The sequence below is a fragment of the Haloarcula onubensis genome, assembly GCF_031624605.1.
Lineage (GTDB): Archaea > Halobacteriota > Halobacteria > Halobacteriales > Haloarculaceae > Haloarcula > Haloarcula onubensis.
In genome coordinates this window covers 405,545-424,418 of the sequence record NZ_JAMQOS010000002.1, presented here as the reverse complement: position 1 = coordinate 424,418, position 18,874 = coordinate 405,545, and the positions used below count along the sequence as shown (strand labels likewise).

Sequence of the window (18,874 nt, the reverse complement as noted above, 5' to 3'; positions counted from 1 at the left end):
TTCAGCCGATACCGGATATAACAACCAAAAGCTAGAGGTCCGACACCGAGGCGGCGAGTAGGACCCCCTTTAGAACCTTGTCGGCGCCGCGTCGGACGTTCTCGGAGACGGACTGCTCGGTGATGCCGAGGTCCTCGCCGATGTCACCGAGCGTGGCCCGGCGAGGCACCTCGAAGTAGCCACGCTCTACCGCGGTGACGAGCGTCCGTCGCTGAGCGTCGGTCAGGTCGAACGAGTAGCCACCCTCCTGCCTGTCCGCCAGCGTGTAGACGCGGTTCAACTGGAACTTGATGCCGTGGTCCGTACAGAAGTTGTGGAAGTCCGTCAGTCCGCCGTGGTCGTCGAAGCGGATGCGGAACAGCCATGTCTCGTTGCCCGTCGCCGAGAGGATGGAGGCGTTAGTCTCTGCCATCCCGTAGATGAGGCTCTCGACGTCCTCGGCCCACTCGACCCGATAGAGGGCGCTCTCGCCGACGATATCGAGCGCGGTGAGCGCCTGCACGTAGTCGCTGCTCCGAACCGACTCCTCGAACGCCTCGAAGTCGCCGTCGTGGACCCACACGTACGGCATCACTCGCCCCGACGCGGGGACGACACGCTCCATCTCGACGTGCGTTCCGGGGTCCCGTGCCAGGACCTGCCCGAGGATGAACTCGGAGGACTTGATGGTGAACTCCGCGATGACACTCATGACGTTTGCTTGACAGTCGGGGCCCTTGTAATTATGCCGACAAACAGGGCGGCGACCACAACGGATTTACTCCGTGCCGCGAACACACCGGCCATGCGAGTAGGCGTCGACGAGGCCGGCAAGGGGCCCGTGCTGGGGTCGATGTTCGCCGCCGCGGTGCGGGCAGTCCCCGACATGCTGCCCGACGGCGTCGGGGACTCGAAGGGCATCGCGCCGGCCGAGCGCGAGCGCCTCGACGAGCGGATTCGGGCGGCCGCCGACGCCGTCGCCATCGCCGAAATCCCCGTCGTGCGAATCGACGACCCGGAGACGGACATGAACACGCTGACCGTCGCCGCCCACGCCGAGGCGCTCTCCGGGGTCGCCCGCGACGGCCTGGCTGGGCTGGTCGACGCCGGCGACACCGACGCCGACCGATTCGGCCGCCGGGTCGCCAAGCGGGTCGACGCGACGCTCCACCTCGACGCCGAACACGGCGCCGACGAGACCGACCCGCTGGTGGGCGCGGCCTCCATCGTCGCGAAGGTGGCCCGCGACAGCCACGTCGAATCACTGACCGAGGTCCACGGGGAAGTGGGTTCGGGCTACCCCAGCGACCCGACCACGCGAGCGTTCCTGGCGGGCTACGTCGACGACCACGGCGACCTGCCGGACTGTGCCCGCGCGTCGTGGTCGACCTGCGAGGACGTGCTCGCCGCCGCCGAGCAGTCGACGCTCGGGGAGTTTTGAACGGCTGCAGACCGTCCAGCCGGACCGGTGGCAGCGATTGGATACGCAACACGGGCGGACTGAAATGGGCGACTGGCTACACGAACCCCGACGAAGTAAGGACCGCAAGGGGCGAGAGCGACTGAGGACCACAGCGAGTCGCGGGAGTGTAGCCAGTCGGGGCTTTCTGACTGTTAGCGGTGCTGGAGTCGACAGAACCGACAGTGAAACCGAAAAGTTCGGTCCTTACTCGTCAAGCACCAGAGCGCGGAGGATGTCACCGTAGGCCGGTCGGGTGACCAGCACGCCGATGAGGACCCCGACGATGGTGATGATGGCAAAGCCAGAGAGGTCACCCAGCGGGAAGCCCACGAGGGGCACCATGGCGACGATGGTCGTCGCCGCGGCCGCGCCGATGACCCAGAACGCCTTGCGGAAGCGGCTCTGGAAGACCCGGGCCGTCCCGACCTCGCCCTGCTGGAGAATCTCGTCACCGATGATGATGAGGTCGTCCACCCCCGTCCCGATGACGGCGATGAAACCCGCAAGATGCGAGAGGTTCAGCGGGTACTGCGCCAGCGCGACGAAGCCCAGCAGGATATACACCTCCGAGAGGGCGGTGACTATCATCGGCAGGGCGACCTCACGCCGGCGATAGCGGACGTACACCACGAGGCTGACTGCGAGCACCGCAAGCAGGCCCGTGATGAGCGAGTTCGTCCGGAACTGGTCGGCCAGCGCCGGCGACAGCGAGTTCTGGTTGCCGGCCTCGAAGTCCAGGTCCGCCGGCAGGCGGCCGGCCTGCAGGGACAGTTGGAGGTCGCGGGCCTCCGTCATGGAGGTGGTCGTCATGACGAACTGCGGGTCGTTGGCGAACGTGCCGTCCGCGAAGGACTGGCCGAGGCTCGGCTCGACGCCGCCGACGAAGACGGGCTCGCCGTTGAGCGTCGTCACCAGACAGTTCGCTTCGATGGTGTCGACGGAGTCGTGGTCGCTCGCCTCGACACCGCAGGTGGCCCCGTTGCCGAAGCCCGCCTGTGCCATGTCGTCCTGGAACCGCTGGGCCGCCTGGTCTCTGACGACGACCGGGACCTGTGGCTGGTTGTTCACGGTCTGTGCGTTGCCGATGTCACGGAAGTCGTTCTGGCTGAGGACCTCCTGGCGGGTCCAGTTGCCCGAGGAGTCGTTCTGGTAGACGGCGTAGACGCGGACGACGCCCCGCTCTTCGAGGATGTCGATGAGGTCGTCGGCGTCGCGTCCGGGCGCGGTGATGCTGATGAAGTTCCGGCCGCCGGGCGAGTTGACCTCCTGGACCCGGCCGCCGCTGAGCGCCGAGGTGCTTATCTTCTCGCCGATGACCTCGACCATCTGCTGGCGAGTGGCGTCGGTGACGCCGTCACGGATAGTCGCGGGCTGATACCCCTCGGCCTGGAGCGCGGCCCGGAACTGCTCGCGCGTGACGTTCTCGTTGAACACCTCGACGGTGCCGTTCTGGCCCGCCTGCTGGGCCGCTCTGACCTCGACGTCGATGGGGTCGATACCGAGCTGGGTCGCGACGGCCTGCTGGGCGGCGGCCTCCTCGTTCGGGCCGACGTCGACGCCCTCGGCGGTCATCCCGACGACCGGCGCCTCGATGCGGGCGCCGCCCGAGAGGTCGATGCCGTACTGGAGGTTGGTGAGCTGTTCGCCGCCGGCGGTCTCGTTGGCGCTCGTCCCCGGCGGCGCTCCGGGGACGAACAGCGCGACGGTGCTGCCAAGCAGGAGGACGACGAGGACGATGATGCGCCAGTTCTCGCGGACGGTACTCATCGGGCGACCCCCTCGTACTTGTACCAGCGAAGCAGTGTGACGTTGAGCATGTAGGTGTTCATCAGGTCGGCGGTCAGCCCGAGCACCAGCACGATACCGATGGAGGCCATCAGCTCGATGCCAAACAGCGTCGCCGCGACGGCCATCACGGCCATGGCGGCGATGGAGGTGATAGTCATCGTCACACCGGTCCGCATCGCCCGGTAGGTGGACTCGTAGAAGCCACCGGAGCGCCGGAGGACGTGGTTGTTGAGCAGGATGTCCGAGTCCACCGAATACCCGATGAGCATCAGGAGCGCCGCGACGGTCCCCAGCGAGAGCTTGATGCCGACGAGGTTCATGATGGCGACGGGGATGACGATGTCCGAAAAGGCCGAGATGACGATGGCGATGCTCGGGACGAACGAGCGAAAGAGGGCAAAGGCGAGCAGGCTCATCCCGACGAAGGCGACCCCGACGCCGATGAGCGCGAGACGCTGGTTCTGGGAGCCAAAGACGGGCGAGGTACTCCCGCTCTGGAGGACGGTGATGCCGTCGGCCTGCTCGGCCGCCGTCGTCAGCTCAGATATCTCCGCGGTGTTGTCGAACGCGATGATGTACTGGTTCTGTCCCGAGACTTCCTGGACAGAGACCACGGAGTCGCCGAAGACGTCGGTGGCTTGCTGTTCCGAAATCGGGTCGGACGACTGCACCTTGAGCTCTGCGCCCCCGGTGAAGTCGTTCCCGAGCACGACCGGCGACCCGGTCATCGCGAACGTGACCGCGAGCACCCCCAGGGCGACCGCCAGCACCGCGAGCGGCACCGCGATGAGCTGGCGGTTGGAGTACTGCGTGTAATCGACTTCCGGGACCTCGAACGCGACCATGGGCGTGGGTGGAGCACGGCCCCGAATAAGCCTTCTTAATCCGTGCGGCTCGGCGCGGGAAGCAACTGGGTGCCTAATCCGGGAGATACCGGACGCTGACGACCCCGCTCGCCGTGCGAATCTCGACGCGGTCGACCCCGAGTCGCCCCGCCCGGGCGACCGTCTCCTCGTCATCTGCGACCGCCTCGGCCGTCGCCGCGGCCTCGCCGTCGGGCACGGTCAGGACGTGTAGCTCGCCGGTTCCCGCCCGCTCCCGGGTCGTCAGCTCGCCGACCGGCTGGTCGGCGGCCAGCGACTTCGCCTGTGCCGTCGGCTCCAGGTCGACCACCTCGACCGGTATCTCGTGTTCGGCCGCGAGGTCGGCCACCGCGTAGGTCACCTCCATCGGCGGCTCCGCTTCGAGTGTGGCGTCGATGACCGTCCCCGATTCCAGCCCGGGGTTTGCCGACAGCGTCAGTACCTGCGCGTCGACCACGTCCCGAACCGTGACGGACTCCTCGTCGGCGTGGGTAACGAGAAAGGTCCCCTCCTTCTGTGTCATGGACCGGAGTAGGTCGGGGGCGTTTTTCCGGGTTTCGACTGGGAACAGGGGCCCTCTCGCTCGTCTGGGACCCGTCGCCGAGACACGGGGAGACTGTCGGTGAGCGAGTCTCGGCGCCTTCGGCGGGGCTGATAGAGACGGACCAGTCCACGGGCGCGGGCAGTGCCGCGCCCGTCGGCATACCCGGTGCTACAGACACAGGTGCACTCGGACGTCACACCGCGTCGGGCTACCGGAGTCAACCGGTGAGTCCCGAGCGCCGTCGCCGACCGGGAGAGCTCAGAACGTGTCCGTCTCGTAGAGCTGTGTTCCGGTCGGTTCGTGCGTCAGTGTCACCCTGTAGTCGACGATATCGGCGTCGTAGCCGCCGTTCGGTCTGATGGCAATCTGGAAGTGGTGGGGGGCCGTTGTCGGCCGCTCGCTCCAGTCCGAGGTGGTGACCGCGGCGTAGGAGAGGCGCGGGCTGCCGCCGCTGTGGAGAGTCGTGAACGCCGGGTCCCAGTCTCTGACGTCGTTCGCCGAACTCCAGCTAGACAGTGGCTGGCTCTTCGTCACCGTCTCCGCGTTCCCGTTACTCGGGTTCTCGGCCCTGATTTCGAACTCGACCTGGATGTCGTCCGGGTCGATCGTGGAGCCGCTATTCACGTTCGTGAACCAGACCCGGACCGCATCGCCCGGCCCCGACATCGGGGCTTCCTGTCTGACAGCGAACGAGGCGGCCGGAGCCGAAACGCCACCGCCGCCACCGCCGGTAGTTGCCGTGGAGCTATCGGAGTAGAGTACCGACGACGACTGGCCACCGGAACTCCAGACCACCGACGTATCGACCTGTGTGATACTGACATCCGACGCGCCGGACAGCTTCAGCGCGAAGGAGTCACCTGCCTGTACGTCTGTGCCGCTGATACTCGGCTGGAATTCCACGGTGACGGACGTTCCGCCGACGGTCACCGATTTCGTCTCGCCCCCGGCGAGACCGGTGTCGAAGCTCACGGTCTTCGTCGCGCCACTCGACTGGTCGTTGACGAGTACGTCGGCGGTCACGTTGGCCTCGTTCGCCGTGAAGCTATCGCCACCCTGGAAGGTGTACCTGGCTGACTGTTCGTGAATCTGCTCCGAGATAGCCGTCGAGGGCGCCGCTTCCTGCGTGGTGCCGCCACCCAGGAACACGGTCGCGACGACCGCTGCCAGGATGATCGTTATCGCGACCAGCAACACTACCCCCACTACTGGGCTGACTCCTCTCTCGCCCAGCCGCACGGATTTTTCCCCACCAACCATGCAACCATAGAGATATTTTGTAAATATAATACTTATGCAAACGTATCAAAGCCTGGTTACCGGAACGACTGACTTACCGTCGGTGTCGTGGGCGTAGTTGGGGCCCGACATCTATCCCCACGTGTAGCTGACCGTGCCACGCCGACTGGTAGCGCAAGCGGCTGCCACTCACTTCAGAATCCGGTGGACGACGTACATCAGGCCGACAGCCAGCAGCGGCGGGGCGAGTCCGGCGAGCTGTGGGAGGTCGTACAGCGCCGTCACGACGCCGCTGTCCGTCGACTCCTGCAGCGCTGGCGGGACCGAAATCACCAGCCCGACGTACAGCGAGGCGACGAACACGAGCGCCGACAGCGCCAGCCCGCGGTCGTAGGCCGTCGACGACGCGGTCCGGCGGTGGCGACGGGCGACGAGCAAGACAGGGGCCAGCAGCGGCGCGACGACGAGCAGGCCGACGAAGAGGAAGAAGGTCCGCGAGAAGGTGAACGTCCCGCCGCGGGCGCCGGCGCTCCCCGCGAGGACGCCGATGAGGCCGAAGGTGAAGATGAGTGCGATGGCGACCGTCAGCAGGACGGCCACGACCACGTAGCCCTTGAACAGCAGCGACTCACTGGAGCGGATAGCGTAGGGAAAGGCGCCTGGCAGCCCGTTGTAGCTCCGTTCGCTCTCGGCCGGCTGCGCGTCTGTCATCACCGCCAGTTGGGCCAGGACGGGGTTAAGCGCCACGTTGTCCGTCGGGACTCCCCCGAAAATATGTAAGAGGGCCTCGACGGTACGCCTATGCATCTCGATATCGGTGCGGCGCTCGGTGACGACGCGGAGCCGGGCGTCGACGAGGGCGACCTCGACGACCTCGACGAACAGGTAGCACAGGCCCACGAGACCATCGCCGCGGGCCGCGAGAACGACGACTTCGGCTACGCGGCGCTCAACCTGCCCGAGGAGACCGACACGTCGGTCATCCGCGAGGCGGTCGAGCCGGTAGCGGACGCCGAGTACGTCCTGACGGTCGGTATCGGCGGCTCCGCGCTCGGCGCGAAGACGGTGACGGCGGCGCTGGCCGACGACCCCCACCGCCACGTCATCCTCGACAACGTCGACCCGGAACACGTCGAACGCACGCTCTCGGACCTGCCGCTCGACGACACCGCCATCAACGTCGTCTCGAAGTCCGGCACCACGGCCGAGACGCTGGCGAACTTCCTCGTGGTTCGGGCGGCCTACGAGGACGCCGGCGTCGACTGGACGGAGCTGACGGTCGTGACGACCGGCGAGTCCGGCCCGCTGGCCGAACTGGTCGCGGAACACGACCTGCCCCGGCTCCCGGTCCCCGACGGCGTGCCCGGCCGCTTCGCCGCGCTCTCCTCTGTGGGTCTGGTCCCGGCCGCGATTCTGGACGTCGACATCGAGGGGCTGCTCGCGGGAGCGAGCGCGGCCGCCGACGGACTCGGGCCCTCGCTCTACGACTCGCCGGGCTACGCCTACGGCGCGGTCTGTTACGCGCTCGAAGAGGAGGGCGCCGCGGTCAACGCCGTCATGCCCTACGCCGAGCGCCTGGAGTACTTCGCGGAGTGGTTCGCCCAGCTGTGGGCCGAGAGCCTCGGCAAGGAGGGTCGGGGCCAGACGCCCGCGCGCGCGCTCGGCGCGACCGACCAGCACTCCCAGCTCCAGCTGTATCGGGCCGGCCCGAACGACAAGATGGTCACCGTCGTCCGGCCCGGCGAGCGGGCCGAGGTGCCGATTCCGGAGAGCGAGCACGACTCCCTGTCCTATTTCGCCGGGGCGGACCTCGGGCAGCTACTGGACGCCGAGTACGACGCCACCGTCGCCAGCCTCGCCGAGGCCGGCCGACCCGCCGTCGAGATAGAGCTCGACGAACTCGACGCCGAGGGGCTCGGTGAGCTGCTGTACGCCATGGAGGCCGCCACCGTCCTCGTCGGCGAACTGGCCGACATCGAGACGTTCACTCAGCCCGCCGTCGAGTGGGGCAAGCGCGCCGCGCGCGGGCTGCTGTCGGGCGAGGAGACCGAGGAGACCAAGACCGTCGCACAGCGGCCCAGCTACCGCATCGACTGACGAAACGCACCGGCGCCCGGACGGCCCGGCGGCGAGGCGGCCCGCTACGCCAATCGGTGGGGTCTTGAATCCCGCTCGCGTACGTCCGCCAACCGCTATGGCACTCTCCCCGCCGTACGTCTCCGTCGCCGACGGCCGCACGATAACCGAGAGCGTCGTCCGGGCGCTGGCCGTCGTCGTCGGCGCCTTCCTCTTTGCGGGCGTGTTCTCCTCGCTCGGCGCGGCGCTGCTCGGCGTCGACGTCCAGAACGGGCTCGACGCGAGTTCGACGCCTCCGGCGCTGTACGCGGCGATAAACGCCATCTCGTTCGTCGGGTTCATCCTCGCGGCCGTCGCCTATCTCCAGGTCAGAGACGACAGCTCGCTGGTCTATCTCCGCCGGCCCCGCCCGTCGGACCTCGGGTGGGCGCTGGTCGGGGTGGTCGGTATCCTGCTGGGCTCGCTGGTGATGGGCGTCGTCGTCCAGGCGCTCTCGGCGCTGGCCGCGGCGCTGTTCGGCGTGACCGTCGAGAGCGGACAGAACAGCATCATCACACAGGGCCGGGAGAACCCCGTCCTCTTTCTCTACATGGTCCCGGTCGCGCTCCTGTTCGTCGGGCCGGCCGAGGAACTCGTCTTCCGCGGCGTCGCACAGGGCCTGCTCCGGCGCGCGTTCGGCGTGGTCCCCGGCCTGGTCTTTGCCAGCCTCCTCTTTGGCTTCGGCCACTACCTCGCCATCAGCTCCGGCAGCGCCTGGACGTACATCCTCACCGCCAGCGCGCTCGGACTGGTGCTGGGCGCGGTGTACGAGTACACGGAGAACATCGCCGTCCCCGCGCTGGCACACGGGCTCTGGAACGCCGGACTGTTCGTGCTGAACTACTACATCGCGACGACGAGCGTCACGATGCCGGGCTGACAGCGGCGCTGAGCCACACAGGCGCCGTGTGACGGCTGTCTGACGGGTGTTTAAGCTGTCACCGGCCGAACAGGGGACTATGACAACCCGGTACACGGTCGTGTGCGAGGACGGCCAGGCCCGGGCGATTCAGATGCTGGCCCGTCGGTACGGCATCACCGAGGAGGAAGTCGTGAAACAGCTCGTCGAGGTCGGGCTCGAAGACGTCGATGAGCGAACGGTCTAGGCGGGGTTCTTGCGGGAGAGCGAGCACCCACACACCGGACAGCGGTCGTGGTTCTCGTCGAACTCGCGGCCACAGCCGGCACACTGGAACAGCCACTCGCGTTGCTCGCTGATGCCGTCGCGGGCGATGACCTCGACGGCCACGTCCAGTTTCTCCGCGACGTTCTGCATCGCGTAGTCGTCGGTGACCAGCGGAGCGTCGAGTTCGAAGGCGGCGGCCACGAGGCGGATGTCGGTCGCCGACAGCTCCGCGAGGTCGCCGGTCTCGCGAGCGGCCCGCTCGATGCGCTCGACGGTGTTGTCCTCCGGGATGTGCAGGTGCATCCCCGAGCCCTCCAGGGCGTCGAAGCGGTAGGCGGCCTCGCCCTCCAGTTCCTCCTGGACGAGCGGAATCGTCGCTATCCGCTCGTCGGTGTGGTAATCGTTGATAAACGCTGACGAGTCGAGAACGTACATCTACCGTTGGACGATCATGTGGTCTTTGACGGCCGTGACCCGGTCGACGGGTACCATCAGCCGGCCCTGGTCGCTGTACTCGAAGTCCGTGTTGCGAAGCGACTCGGCGGGGTCGATGACGAGGTGGTTGAGCGAGCCCGACGAGAGGTCCATCGTGATGTTGTAGAGGCTCCCCAGCTCCTTGCCGTCGCTGCCCATGACGTCCTTCCCCGAGAGGTTCTCGGCGAGTATTTCGGCCATACCCCCCTTTCTGAGCGAGCTACCATAAACGCCACGGGGGTGTCTGACGGACGCAGTACAGCTATTAGCCCAGGGTTCAGAAGATGGGCCATGGAAGAAAGCCGACGGCGGTTCCTGGCGGCACTGACGGCGGGCGTCACCGGGGCACTGGCAGGCTGTGGCGGCGACAGCGCGACGCCGACCGGCGACGGGACCGACACACCGACAGCCGCCGAGACGCCGGGGACCGACACACCGACAGCCGCCGAGACGCCAGCCGAGACGCCGACGGCAACCGACGCGTCGACTGAAACCGGGGGGGCGCCAGCCGAGACCGTCGCCGTCGGCCCGGACGGCGACTACCGGTTCGACCCGGAGTCGTTCACCGTCTCTGTGGGCGACACCGTCACCTGGGAGTGGGCGTCGGGCGGGCACAACGTCAAGCCCGACGCCGTCCCCGACGGCAGCGACTGGAGCGGCACGTCGGGGACCGGAACGTACGCCAGCGGCTACAGCTACAGCTACACCTTCGAGACCGCCGGCGAGTACGAGTATCACTGCTCGCCACACCAGAGACTGGGGATGGTCGGCTCGTTCACGGTCAGCGACGAGTAGGGCGCCGCCGTCTCCGGGGCTGTGCGGACGGTACGGCGTCGCAGGGGCGGACCATGACGACGAACTTAACTACTGTGGCCGACACCTTCCAGTAACTTCTGAGGCCCATCTATGTCTGACCAGGACGCCACCACTGAGACGGAACACACCCTTCGGACGCCCATCGTCGCCGTACTGGGACACGTCGACCACGGGAAGACCAGCCTGCTGGACCGCATCCGCGGCTCGGCCGTGACGGCCGGCGAGTCCGGCGCCATCACCCAGCACATCGGGGCCACCGCGGTCCCACTGGACGTCATCTCGAACATCGCCGGAGAGCTGGTCGACCCCACCGACTTCGACCTGCCCGGCCTGCTGTTCATCGACACGCCCGGCCACCACTCCTTCTCGACGCTGCGCTCGCGGGGCGGGGCGCTGGCCGACATCGCCATCCTCGTCGTCGACGTCAACGACGGCTTCCAGCCCCAGACCCTGGAGGCCATCGACATCCTCAAACGCACCCAGACGCCCTTCATCGTCGCCGCGAACAAGATAGACACCATCGCTGGCTGGAACCCCAACGAGAACATGCCGGTCCAGCAGACAATGGACGCCCAGTCCGAGCGGGTCGTCTCACGAGTCAACGAGAAGCTCTACGAACTCATCGGCGAGCTCTCCGACAACGGCTTCTCCGCCGACATGTACTGGCGCGTCCAGAACTTCCAGGCCAACATCGGCGTCGTCCCCGTCTCCGCCGAGACCGGCGAGGGCATCCCGGACCTGCTGACGGTGATGATGGGGCTGTCCCAGCGGTACATGAAAGCGGAGATGGAGATAGACGCCACCGGGCCCGGCGTCGGCACGGTACTGGAGGTGAAAGACACTCAGGGCTTCGGGACCACGCTCGACGCCATCATCTACGACGGGACGATTCGGGCGGACGACACCATCGTCGTCGGGGGCCTCCAGGGTCCCATCGTCACCGACGTGCGCGCCCTGCTGCGCCCGCGCCCGCTCGAAGAGATACGCACCGAGAAGCAGTTCGAGCAGGTCGACGCCGTGGCCGCGGCCGACGGCGTGAAAATCGCCGCACCGGACTTAGACGACGCCATCGCCGGCGCGCCCATTCGCGTCCTGCGGGACCGTGACCGCGCCGAGGTCATCGCCGAAGTCGAGGAGGAGCTCTCCGAAATCGAGGTCACGACCCAGGAGGAGGGCGTCGTGGTCAAGGCCGACACGCTCGGCTCGCTGGAGGCGATTTCGAGCACGCTCGAAGAGGAGGAGATTCCCATCATGCGCGCGGAGGTCGGCGCCGTCGCGCCACGCGACGTCCGCGTCGCCGAGACGGCCAACGAGCCGACCCACCGCGCCATCCTCGCCTTCTCCGTCGAGGTGCTTGACGACGCCCGCCGGCTGGCCGAACAGGAGGGGGTCACGCTGTTCGAGGACGACGTCATCTACCAGCTCGTCGAGGGGTACGACGACCACGTCACCGAAATCGAGGAGTCCCAGCAGGAACAGATTCTCGAGAACATCACCCGCCCGGCGAAGTTCCGGGTGCTGCCCGACCACACGTTCCGCCAGAACGACCCCGCCGTCGTCGGCGTCGAGGTGCTGTCGGGCGAACTCCGGCGGAACGTCAACGTCGTCAAGTGGGACGGCAACGAGCCCACGCGGGTCGGCCGCCTGAAGTCGCTACAGGACGAGGGTGAGGACGTCGACGCCGCGAGGCGGGGCGAACAACTCGCGGCCTCCATCGACGGGCCGACCGTCGGCCGGCAAATCGAGGAGGGCGACGACCTCTGGGTGGAAATCCCCGAGAAACACGCCAAGATACTCGAACAGGAGCTCAAAGAGGAGATATCCGTCGACGAGCGCGAGGCGCTGTCGATGTACCTCGAAAAGCACCGGAACCGGGACCCCTTCTGGGGGAAGTAGGGAGGTTCCGCCCGGCGGGCGGAACCTCCAAGCGAAACGGCGACCGCAGCGAGCCACAGAGCAGTAGTGAACCCCGCGCGGTAGCGCCATCCTTTTTTCCGACCGGGGTGAATCGCCGGCGATGGTCTCCCGCGAGAATCGGATTGTCCTCGGCTGTGGCGCCCTCGCGGCGCTACTGAGTCACGTCGCCGCCTGGCTGGACGCACCGGGCCCGCTCCTGCTGGCGATACTGCTCGGTGTCGGCGTCGTCGCGCCGTTCTATATCAACGAACGCCCGAACGTCCGCGAGTTCGTCTCGGGCGAAGGCACGGTCGCGGAGCGCGAGTAATAATATTTAATTAGCCGGCGTGTCTTCGAACGGACACGATGACCGACTCGCCCTCGCTCTCCCCGGCCGACCTCGTCCTCGCGAGCATCGCCATCGTGATGGCGCTGGCGGCGTTTGGCGCCGTCGCGACCTCGCTCAGCGTCGCCGTCGCCATGGCCGCGGGCTCGATACCCGCGACCGGCTCTATCGGCTACGCGCTGTTCTACAACCCGCCGACCGACGCGTGACTGGTTCGCAGAACGGTTACTGGGCCGTCGGCGACCGGTCCTCGCCCATGACCTGCTTGACCTGCAGGGCCGCCGAGGCGGCGATACCCTGGGCGAGGTCGTCCCGTTCCTCTGCCGAGATGGTCACCGACTCGGGGTCTTCGGGCCGGTAGTCGGCGCTGACCACGGAGCCGACCGGCGGCTGGACCGCTATCGTCGCGCGCGGCCCCGTCTCGCTGTCGCTGACCTCCGACCCCACCACGAACTCTCCGGGGAGCAGTTCCCGCGTCCGGGCCGCGACGCTGGCGAGGTCGCGCCGCAGGGTCTGGCGCTGGTCGCGCGTGAGCGTTACTTTCTCCGTCTCGCCACCGAGCGGCGAATTACCGTACATGAAGGTTCTGCTTTAGATAGGTAGCTAACCGATAAAAACCCAGTGGCTTTGCGAGAGTGTTGCCGTCGAACCGGCGCGGCGCGGGCGCGACGCCCGACGGGGCCGAAAGCCCGGCTTATACGCCGGCCGACCCGTCCGGACGCGTAGCCCGTCTCTCACACGACGGGGTGGCTCTCGCCGTAGGTGGCGATGACCACCGCGCTGGCGTGGGTCGCCTCGGGGGCGACCGACTCGACGTGGACGTCCTCCTCGACGAACTCCCAGTCCCGAAGCTCCCGGCCGGCCGCCAGTCCCTCGCGAATCTCCGCGCGCACCGCGTCGGGCTCCGTGCCGTCGACCTCGTAGAAGATGCCCGGGCCGCCCTCGCTGCGGGCCCAGCCGATACCGGCGGCGGCCCGCTCGCCCGGCGCGGCCGTCGCGGCCGACTGGACGACCTCCAGGGCCTCGCCCGGCGGCCCCAAGTCCGGGGCCGTCCCCGCGAGTTCGATGGCGGGACCGGCGGGGATGACCGACGAGAGCGTCACCAGGTTGTAGTTGTGGACGCCGGCCTCGGCGAGGGCCGCGTCGTACGACGAGAGCGCGGTCGGGCCGGTGGCGGTCCCCCACACGACCCGGATGGTACTCATGTGAGAGCGTGGACGACGCGGCCGCTAAGGGGTTTCGTTTCGCGAGCGGGGAGGCCCGCAGGCGGCCGATAGCGGCTCCCCGTCTCGCCGGCAAGCCCGGCTTATCCGGCTCGCCCGCCCCGCCGGGACCCGACAACGCGGCGATAACAATGGACAAGTGGTCCTTCCGAGTGAGTGATGCAAGTCACATACCTCGAATCGGCGGCGGTGCTGATCGAGACCGAAGACACGTCGGTGCTCTGTGACCCGTGGCTCGTCGACGGCGCGTACTACGGCTCGTGGGCGCACTACCCGGACCCCGACTTCGAGCCCGAGGATTTCAACGACGTGGACTACATCTACGTCTCCCACGTCCACCCGGACCACTTCCACCCGGGCTCGCTGGAGCGGATGGACGACGACATTCCCGTCCTCATCCACGACTACCGCTGGGACTACCTCAAAGACGCCGTCGAGGACCTGGGCTTCGAGGCCGTCGAACTGCCACACGCCGAGCGGTTCGACCTCGGGCCGGAGACGCACATCCAGATTCTCGCCGCGGACGGCTGTGACCCGGAGCTCTGTGGCAACTTCTTTGGCTGTACGTGGTACGACAAGGAGGCCGACCAGACCGGCTCGACACAGGTCGACTCGATGGCCGTCATCGCCGACAGCGAGGAGACGGCGGTCAACACCAACGACTGCCCCTACCCCATCGCCGAGTCCAGTTGCAAGGCCATCAAATCGGAGTACGGCGACATCGACATCCTGTGTCACCAGTACAGCGCCGCGCAGTTCTACCCGCAGGCGGTCACCAACTACGACCACGAGCAGAAAATCGAGGAGCGCGACCGCGTCATCCAGGAGAAACACGAACTCGCGCTGAACTTCATCGACCTGTTCGAGCCGAGCTACTACCTCCCCTTCGCCGGCGAGTACGTCCTCGCGGGCGACCTCGCCCACCTCAACGAGTACACCGCGAACCCGCCCCGCATCGAGGCCAAGGAGTTCTTCGAGGAACACACCGGCCCCGAACACGAGTGTGTCTTCCTCAACTCCGGGGAACACATCGACGTCACCACCGGCGAGCGCTCGGCCCCCTTCGAGCCCATCGACCAGGAGGAAAAGTGGGAGTACATCGAGAACGAACTGGCGCCCCGCGAGTTCGACTACGAGTCCGACCCGATGCCCAGCCTCTCGGAGTTCCGCGCCTACGTCCCGCTGGCCTACGAGAACATGGAGGGCAAGCGGGCCAACATCGGCTTCGAGACCGAGACGACGGTGCTGATTCCGCTCGTCGACGACGTCTGTCTGGAGCTGTCGATGGACGGCTCCGGATTCAGCTACACCCGTGACCTCGATACGGACGACTACGAGGACGGCTGGGTGAAGATGGAGGTCGACCCGCGACTCCTGCTTCGCCTCTTCGAGGGCCCCCATCGGGCCTACTGGGCCGACGCGAAAATCGGCTCGCACATCGGCATCAGCAAGGAGCCCGACATCTACGAACGCGGCCTCTACAACGCCCTCGGCGAGTTCCACGCCGACGGCGCCGACGTGCAGGCGACGGCGAGTCACGCCCGCGCCGGGTCTGACTGAGAACTGTCAGCGGCGGCCGTGAGCGAGTGGCGCGACTCCCGTCGCGTCCGAGCGAAGACGGGGAAAGGCAGGCTGTACGGGTGAAGCATACCGCTCGCCAGCGGCGAGCGGTTTCACCGAATCCGAGCCACGCGAGGATTCGGCCTTTTTCGCGAACGTTTTTCGAGGAGCCCTCCCGCAGCGCGCTCAGCGAGCGCGCGAGGAAGGGCGACGATGAAAAAGGTTCAGGCGAACGCGACCGGCTGACTGCCCGTCTCTTCGTCCTGGTCGATTTTCGCCAGCGCGTCGTGGAAGTCCGCCTGCTCGACGACGGTGCGGTCGTCGCGGATGGCGAACATCCCGGCCTCCGTGGTGAGCGACGCGATTTCCGCGCCCGAGAGCCCCTCCGTCTCCGCGGCGAAGGCGGCCAGGTCCACGTCGTCGGCGAGGTTCATCTCCTCGGTGTGGATTTCGAGGATGCGCTCGCGGCCCTCGATGTCGGGGTTTGGCACCTCGATGAGGCGGTCGAACCGGCCCGGCCGCAGGATGGCGCGGTCCAGCATGTCGAAGCGGTTGGTGGCGGCGATGATGCGAATCTCGCCGCGGTCGTCGAAGCCGTCCATCTCCGAGAGGAGTTGCATCATCGTCCGCTGGACCTCCGCGTCGCCCGACGTTTTCGACTCCGTTCGCTTGGCGGCGATGGCGTCGATCTCGTCGATGAAGATGATGGCGGGCTGGCGCTCGCTGGCGAGTTCGAAGAGGTCACGCACGAGGCGGGCGCCCTCGCCGATGAACTTTCGCACGAGTTCGGAGCCGGCCATCTTGATGAAGGTGGCGTCGGTCTCGTTGGCGACGGCTTTCGCGAGCATCGTCTTGCCGGTGCCGGGCGGGCCGTGCAGCAGAACGCCGCTGGGCGGTTCGATGCCCACGTCCGCGAACTGCTGGGCGTTGAGCAGCGGTTCCTCGACGGCTTCCCGGACCTCGACCAGTTGCTCCTCCAGACCGCCGATGTCCTCGTAGCTCACGTCGGGCGAGGACTCGACCTGCATCGCCTGCGCTCGCGAGTCGGTCTCGGCTTCCAAAATCTGCTTGACGCTGAAGGAGTCGTTGATGGCGACGCGGTCCCCGGCTTCGAGCGTGTCGCGGATGGAGGGGGAGACCTCCGTCAGCACCTCCTGGTTGTTGCCGTGCTGTTTGACGACGACGCCGTCGTCGGTCAGCTCCTCGGCCGTGGCGATGTACAGCGACGACGTCTTCAGCGTCTCGTTCTCCCGTTCGAGCTGGTCGACGTCATCGGAGAGGTCGGCCTGTCGCTCCTGGGCGCTGTCGAGCTGGTCGGTGAGCTGTTCGTTGACGCGGACTATCTCTTCGAAGTGGTCCCGGAGCGCCTCCAGACGCTCTGACGGCGTCATCTCTGGGTCGAGGTCGAGGCGTGGTCGTTCCGGAAGCGAGGGACTGCGCGACATTTGACTGCCCGGTACTACACGGCTGAGACACAAAGTGCCTTTGGGTCACACACCCCGCTTCGTGTCGACGGGGCATCGGTTTCGGGCCGCGGCCAGCAGTCGGGTCGGGCCCGCGGCCGGGGGATGGCCGACCCTACCGGAGGCTGGCGAACTCGTCGAGATACTCGCCGTAGGTCGACAGCGCCGACTCGACCGGGTCGGGCGAGGCCATGTCGACGCCGGCCCCGCGAAGCAGTTCGAGCGGGTACTCCCGCGACCCGCTGGAGAGGAAGTCGATGTACCGCTTTGCGGCGGGCTCGCCCTCGTCTAAGATGCCGTCGACGAGCGCGACCGCAGCCGAAATCCCGGTCGCGTACTGGTAGACGTAGAAGGCCCGGTAGAAGTGCGGGATGCGCATCCACTCGCGGGCGATGCGGTCGTCCAGTTCTGCGGGCGCGTAGTAGTCGCCCTTCAGCTCGGCGTAGAGGTCGTCGAGTCTGTCGGGCGTCAGCGGCTCGCCGGCCTCGGCCATCTCGTGGGTGCGGTGTTCGAACTCCGCGAACATCGTCTGTCGGTACAGCGTCGAGCGGAACCGTTCGAGGTACTCGTTGAGGACGTGCCGACGGAGTCGTTCGTCCTCGACGGTGTCCAGCAGGTGGTGGGTCAGCAGCGTCTCGTTGACCGTGCTCGCGACTTCGGCGACGAATATCTCGTAGCCCGAGTAGACGTACGGTTGCTCCTCGCTGGTGTACTCGGAGTGCATCGAGTGGCCGAGTTCGTGGGCCAGCGTGTACATCGACTCCACGTCGTCCTGGTAGTTCATCAGGATGAACGGCTGGGAGTCGTAGGTCCCGCCCGAGTACGCGCCCGACTGCTTGTGCTTGGTCTCGTAGACGTCGACCCACCGCGAATCGAGGCCCTCGGCGAGCCGGGACTGGTAGTCCTCGCCCAGCGGCGCGACGGCCTCGGTGACGTACTCACAGGCCGCTTCGTAGCTGACCTCGGGTGACTCCTCCTGGACGAGCGGGACGTAGAGGTCCCACATCCGCAGGTCGTCACCTGCGACGGTGTCGGCCTTCAGTTCGGCGTGGCGGTGGAGTTTGTCGAGGTTGTCGTGGACGGTGTCGACGAGCGTGTCGTACACCTCGACCGGGACGTTGGGGCCGTTCAGCGCGGCTTCCCGTGCGGTGTCGTAGTTGCGGGCCTGTGCGAGCTTCACGTCCGTCTTCACCGAGTTCTTGTAGGCGGTGCCGACGGCGTTGCGTACCCCCTCCCACTCGTCGTAGAACGTCTCGTAGACCCGCTGGCGGAAGTCGCGGTCGGACTCTTTCTGCAGCGTCGTGAAGTTGTTCAGCGTGATGGGCTGGTCGCCGCCGTCGGGCCCCTCCACGGTCGGGAACTCCATGTCGGCGTTGGCGAGCATGTTGTACACCTCGCCGGCGGCGCCGGTGACCTCACCCAGTTCCGCCAGCAGGTTCTCGACCTCCGTCGAGCGGGTGTGGGGTTTCATCCGCAGCACGTCGTCGAAGTAGTGCTCGTACTCCGCGAGGGCGGGTTCCGCCTCGACGAGGCCGTCGATGTCGCGCTCGTCGAGTTCCTGCAGTTCCGGGTCGAGGAAGGACGCGGCCGAACTCGCCTCGGAGGAGAGCGACTGCGAGCGCGCGGTCAGCGCCTGATAGGTGTCGTCGGTCGTGTCCTCGTCCCGGCGCATCCGGGCGTAGGAGGCGACGTTCGAGACTTTCCGCATCAACGCCTCGTAGGTCTCCAGCGTCGCCAGGAGGGTGGCGGCGTCGTCCGTACAGCGGCCCTCGTAGGCCGCCAGGTCCTCGATGAGGTCCTCGGCTTCCTCGTAGGCCGCCTCCCACGCCTCGTCGTCGGCATAGAGGGATTCGAGCGCCCACTTGTACTCCTCGTCGATGTCGTCGCGTGCGGGTACCGAACTCATGGCTCGCCGTAGGGAAGGCGCCGAAGTAAGCCTTTCCGGGCTAGCAGTGTGTGGATTCTGTGCCACGGGAGCTA

At 67.1% G+C, this 18,874-nt stretch carries 21 protein-coding genes; 9 read left to right on the top strand and 12 right to left on the bottom strand.

Translation table 11 applies throughout. The annotated features are described in order from the left end of the window. Nucleotides 1–31 precede the first annotated feature (31 nt). Nucleotides 32–691, bottom strand: coding sequence for a helix-turn-helix domain-containing protein (locus NDI86_RS08945; RefSeq protein ID WP_310900073.1), 660 nt, complete (start codon nucleotides 689–691; stop codon nucleotides 32–34). Between the two features lie 93 nt (nucleotides 692–784). Here NDI86_RS08945 and rnhB point away from each other — a divergent pair, with 93 nt between their 5' ends. Then, complete coding sequence (gene rnhB / locus NDI86_RS08940) at nucleotides 785–1,420, top strand: ribonuclease HII (RefSeq protein WP_310900072.1); 636 nt, start codon at nucleotides 785–787, stop codon at nucleotides 1,418–1,420. A 225-nt stretch (nucleotides 1,421–1,645) separates the two neighbouring features. Here rnhB and NDI86_RS08935 read toward each other — a convergent pair whose 3' ends face one another. The 5 genes from NDI86_RS08935 to NDI86_RS08915 form a co-directional block, all read right to left on the bottom strand. After that, complete coding sequence (locus tag NDI86_RS08935) at nucleotides 1,646–3,208, bottom strand: preprotein translocase subunit SecD (protein ID WP_310900071.1); 1,563 nt, start codon at nucleotides 3,206–3,208, stop codon at nucleotides 1,646–1,648. Continuing rightward, the gene (gene secF, locus NDI86_RS08930; RefSeq protein ID WP_310900070.1) at nucleotides 3,205–4,074 is read right to left on the bottom strand and encodes a protein translocase subunit SecF; all 870 of its coding nucleotides are present in this window, start codon (nucleotides 4,072–4,074) and stop codon (nucleotides 3,205–3,207) included. Before secF ends, NDI86_RS08935 begins: the two co-directional genes overlap by 4 nt. Nucleotides 4,075–4,147: 73 nt before the next feature. Beyond that, on the bottom strand, nucleotides 4,148–4,615 hold the full coding sequence (locus NDI86_RS08925; protein WP_310900069.1) for a DUF5812 family protein: 468 nt from the start codon (nucleotides 4,613–4,615) through the stop codon (nucleotides 4,148–4,150). Nucleotides 4,616–4,894: 279 nt separating this feature from the next. After that, nucleotides 4,895–5,896 (bottom strand): type IV pilin domain-containing protein, encoded by a 1,002-nt coding sequence (locus NDI86_RS08920; protein ID WP_310900068.1) that lies wholly within the window; start codon nucleotides 5,894–5,896, stop codon nucleotides 4,895–4,897. 168 nt (nucleotides 5,897–6,064) lie between these two features. Then, nucleotides 6,065–6,586 carry a DUF8056 family protein gene (locus NDI86_RS08915; RefSeq protein ID WP_310900067.1) on the bottom strand — a complete coding sequence of 174 codons (522 nt, stop codon included), beginning with the start codon at nucleotides 6,584–6,586 and terminating at the stop codon, nucleotides 6,065–6,067. A 90-nt stretch (nucleotides 6,587–6,676) separates the two neighbouring features. Here NDI86_RS08915 and NDI86_RS08910 point away from each other — a divergent pair, with 90 nt between their 5' ends. The 3 genes from NDI86_RS08910 to NDI86_RS08900 all read left to right on the top strand — a co-directional run bounded on the left by NDI86_RS08910 (nucleotide 6,677) and on the right by NDI86_RS08900 (nucleotide 9,096). Further along, nucleotides 6,677–7,972: a glucose-6-phosphate isomerase gene (locus tag NDI86_RS08910; protein ID WP_310900066.1), complete on the top strand. Its 1,296-nt coding sequence runs from the start codon at nucleotides 6,677–6,679 to the stop codon at nucleotides 7,970–7,972. A gap of 97 nt (nucleotides 7,973–8,069) precedes the next feature. Continuing rightward, nucleotides 8,070–8,870, top strand: coding sequence for a CPBP family intramembrane glutamic endopeptidase (locus tag NDI86_RS08905; protein WP_310900065.1), 801 nt, complete (start codon nucleotides 8,070–8,072; stop codon nucleotides 8,868–8,870). Between the two features lie 79 nt (nucleotides 8,871–8,949). Then, entirely contained in the window at nucleotides 8,950–9,096 is a 147-nt protein-coding gene (locus tag NDI86_RS08900; RefSeq protein WP_310900064.1) for a CopG family transcriptional regulator, read from the top strand. On the opposite strand, the gene NDI86_RS08895 is transcribed toward NDI86_RS08900, so the two are convergent. Next, nucleotides 9,093–9,551 carry an NOB1 family endonuclease gene (locus NDI86_RS08895; protein WP_310900063.1) on the bottom strand — a complete coding sequence of 153 codons (459 nt, stop codon included), beginning with the start codon at nucleotides 9,549–9,551 and terminating at the stop codon, nucleotides 9,093–9,095. The genes NDI86_RS08900 and NDI86_RS08895 overlap by 4 nt on opposite strands. Then, nucleotides 9,552–9,791 (bottom strand): PRC-barrel domain-containing protein, encoded by a 240-nt coding sequence (locus tag NDI86_RS08890; RefSeq protein WP_310900062.1) that lies wholly within the window; start codon nucleotides 9,789–9,791, stop codon nucleotides 9,552–9,554. Between the two features lie 90 nt (nucleotides 9,792–9,881). Between NDI86_RS08890 and NDI86_RS08885 the strand changes: the two genes are divergently transcribed. The 4 genes from NDI86_RS08885 (at nucleotide 9,882) to NDI86_RS08870 (ending at nucleotide 12,857) form a co-directional block, all read left to right on the top strand. Beyond that, nucleotides 9,882–10,385 carry a plastocyanin/azurin family copper-binding protein gene (locus NDI86_RS08885; protein ID WP_310900061.1) on the top strand — a complete coding sequence of 168 codons (504 nt, stop codon included), beginning with the start codon at nucleotides 9,882–9,884 and terminating at the stop codon, nucleotides 10,383–10,385. A 111-nt stretch (nucleotides 10,386–10,496) separates the two neighbouring features. After that, nucleotides 10,497–12,302: a translation initiation factor IF-2 gene (gene infB, locus NDI86_RS08880; RefSeq protein ID WP_310900060.1), complete on the top strand. Its 1,806-nt coding sequence runs from the start codon at nucleotides 10,497–10,499 to the stop codon at nucleotides 12,300–12,302. Between the two features lie 121 nt (nucleotides 12,303–12,423). Continuing rightward, nucleotides 12,424–12,630, top strand: a complete 207-nt coding sequence (locus NDI86_RS08875; RefSeq protein ID WP_310900059.1) for a DUF7987 family protein — start codon at nucleotides 12,424–12,426, stop codon at nucleotides 12,628–12,630. A gap of 38 nt (nucleotides 12,631–12,668) precedes the next feature. Beyond that, a complete protein-coding gene (locus tag NDI86_RS08870; RefSeq protein ID WP_310900058.1) occupies nucleotides 12,669–12,857 on the top strand; it encodes a DUF8015 family protein in 189 nt (62 codons plus the stop codon). Between the two features lie 16 nt (nucleotides 12,858–12,873). Here the strand turns inward: NDI86_RS08870 and NDI86_RS08865 are convergent, their stop codons facing one another. Both NDI86_RS08865 and NDI86_RS08860 read right to left on the bottom strand, forming a co-directional pair. Then, entirely contained in the window at nucleotides 12,874–13,227 is a 354-nt protein-coding gene (locus NDI86_RS08865) for a DUF5811 family protein (RefSeq protein WP_310900057.1), read from the bottom strand. Between the two features lie 155 nt (nucleotides 13,228–13,382). Next, nucleotides 13,383–13,853, bottom strand: coding sequence for a pyruvoyl-dependent arginine decarboxylase (locus NDI86_RS08860; RefSeq protein WP_310900056.1), 471 nt, complete (start codon nucleotides 13,851–13,853; stop codon nucleotides 13,383–13,385). A 177-nt stretch (nucleotides 13,854–14,030) separates the two neighbouring features. Between NDI86_RS08860 and NDI86_RS08855 the strand changes: the two genes are divergently transcribed. After that, complete coding sequence (locus NDI86_RS08855; RefSeq protein ID WP_310900055.1) at nucleotides 14,031–15,431, top strand: MBL fold metallo-hydrolase; 1,401 nt, start codon at nucleotides 14,031–14,033, stop codon at nucleotides 15,429–15,431. A gap of 224 nt (nucleotides 15,432–15,655) precedes the next feature. On the opposite strand, the gene pan2 is transcribed toward NDI86_RS08855, so the two are convergent. Further along, a complete protein-coding gene (gene pan2 / locus NDI86_RS08850; protein ID WP_310900054.1) occupies nucleotides 15,656–16,876 on the bottom strand; it encodes a proteasome-activating nucleotidase Pan2 in 1,221 nt (406 codons plus the stop codon). Nucleotides 16,877–17,009: 133 nt separating this feature from the next. Further along, nucleotides 17,010–18,800: an oligoendopeptidase F gene (gene pepF / locus NDI86_RS08845; protein WP_310900052.1), complete on the bottom strand. Its 1,791-nt coding sequence runs from the start codon at nucleotides 18,798–18,800 to the stop codon at nucleotides 17,010–17,012. Between the last annotated feature and the right edge of the window lie 74 nt (nucleotides 18,801–18,874).

Excerpts from the sequence above, each read along its gene's own strand:
- NDI86_RS08885 (WP_310900061.1), top strand. The coding sequence starts at position 9,882 with ATGGAAGAAAGCCGACGGCGGTTCCTGGCGGCACTGACGGCGGGCGTC.
- NDI86_RS08900 (WP_310900064.1), top strand. The coding sequence starts at position 8,950 with ATGACAACCCGGTACACGGTCGTGTGCGAGGACGGCCAGGCCCGGGCG.
- NDI86_RS08935 (WP_310900071.1), bottom strand. The coding sequence starts at position 3,208 with ATGAGTACCGTCCGCGAGAACTGGCGCATCATCGTCCTCGTCGTCCTC.
- NDI86_RS08915 (WP_310900067.1), bottom strand. The coding sequence starts at position 6,586 with ATGACAGACGCGCAGCCGGCCGAGAGCGAACGGAGCTACAACGGGCTG.
- NDI86_RS08855 (WP_310900055.1), top strand. The coding sequence starts at position 14,031 with ATGCAAGTCACATACCTCGAATCGGCGGCGGTGCTGATCGAGACCGAA.
- pepF (WP_310900052.1), bottom strand. The coding sequence starts at position 18,800 with ATGAGTTCGGTACCCGCACGCGACGACATCGACGAGGAGTACAAGTGG.
- NDI86_RS08865 (WP_310900057.1), bottom strand. The coding sequence starts at position 13,227 with ATGTACGGTAATTCGCCGCTCGGTGGCGAGACGGAGAAAGTAACGCTC.
- NDI86_RS08945 (WP_310900073.1), bottom strand. The coding sequence starts at position 691 with ATGAGTGTCATCGCGGAGTTCACCATCAAGTCCTCCGAGTTCATCCTC.
- NDI86_RS08925 (WP_310900069.1), bottom strand. The coding sequence starts at position 4,615 with ATGACACAGAAGGAGGGGACCTTTCTCGTTACCCACGCCGACGAGGAG.
- pan2 (WP_310900054.1), bottom strand. The coding sequence starts at position 16,876 with ATGTCGCGCAGTCCCTCGCTTCCGGAACGACCACGCCTCGACCTCGAC.
- rnhB (WP_310900072.1), top strand. The coding sequence starts at position 785 with ATGCGAGTAGGCGTCGACGAGGCCGGCAAGGGGCCCGTGCTGGGGTCG.
- NDI86_RS08920 (WP_310900068.1), bottom strand. The coding sequence starts at position 5,896 with ATGGTTGGTGGGGAAAAATCCGTGCGGCTGGGCGAGAGAGGAGTCAGC.
- NDI86_RS08905 (WP_310900065.1), top strand. The coding sequence starts at position 8,070 with ATGGCACTCTCCCCGCCGTACGTCTCCGTCGCCGACGGCCGCACGATA.
- infB (WP_310900060.1), top strand. The coding sequence starts at position 10,497 with ATGTCTGACCAGGACGCCACCACTGAGACGGAACACACCCTTCGGACG.
- NDI86_RS08910 (WP_310900066.1), top strand. The coding sequence starts at position 6,677 with ATGCATCTCGATATCGGTGCGGCGCTCGGTGACGACGCGGAGCCGGGC.
- NDI86_RS08860 (WP_310900056.1), bottom strand. The coding sequence starts at position 13,853 with ATGAGTACCATCCGGGTCGTGTGGGGGACCGCCACCGGCCCGACCGCG.
- NDI86_RS08895 (WP_310900063.1), bottom strand. The coding sequence starts at position 9,551 with ATGTACGTTCTCGACTCGTCAGCGTTTATCAACGATTACCACACCGAC.
- NDI86_RS08890 (WP_310900062.1), bottom strand. The coding sequence starts at position 9,791 with ATGGCCGAAATACTCGCCGAGAACCTCTCGGGGAAGGACGTCATGGGC.
- NDI86_RS08875 (WP_310900059.1), top strand. The coding sequence starts at position 12,424 with ATGGTCTCCCGCGAGAATCGGATTGTCCTCGGCTGTGGCGCCCTCGCG.
- NDI86_RS08870 (WP_310900058.1), top strand. The coding sequence starts at position 12,669 with ATGACCGACTCGCCCTCGCTCTCCCCGGCCGACCTCGTCCTCGCGAGC.
- secF (WP_310900070.1), bottom strand. The coding sequence starts at position 4,074 with ATGGTCGCGTTCGAGGTCCCGGAAGTCGATTACACGCAGTACTCCAAC.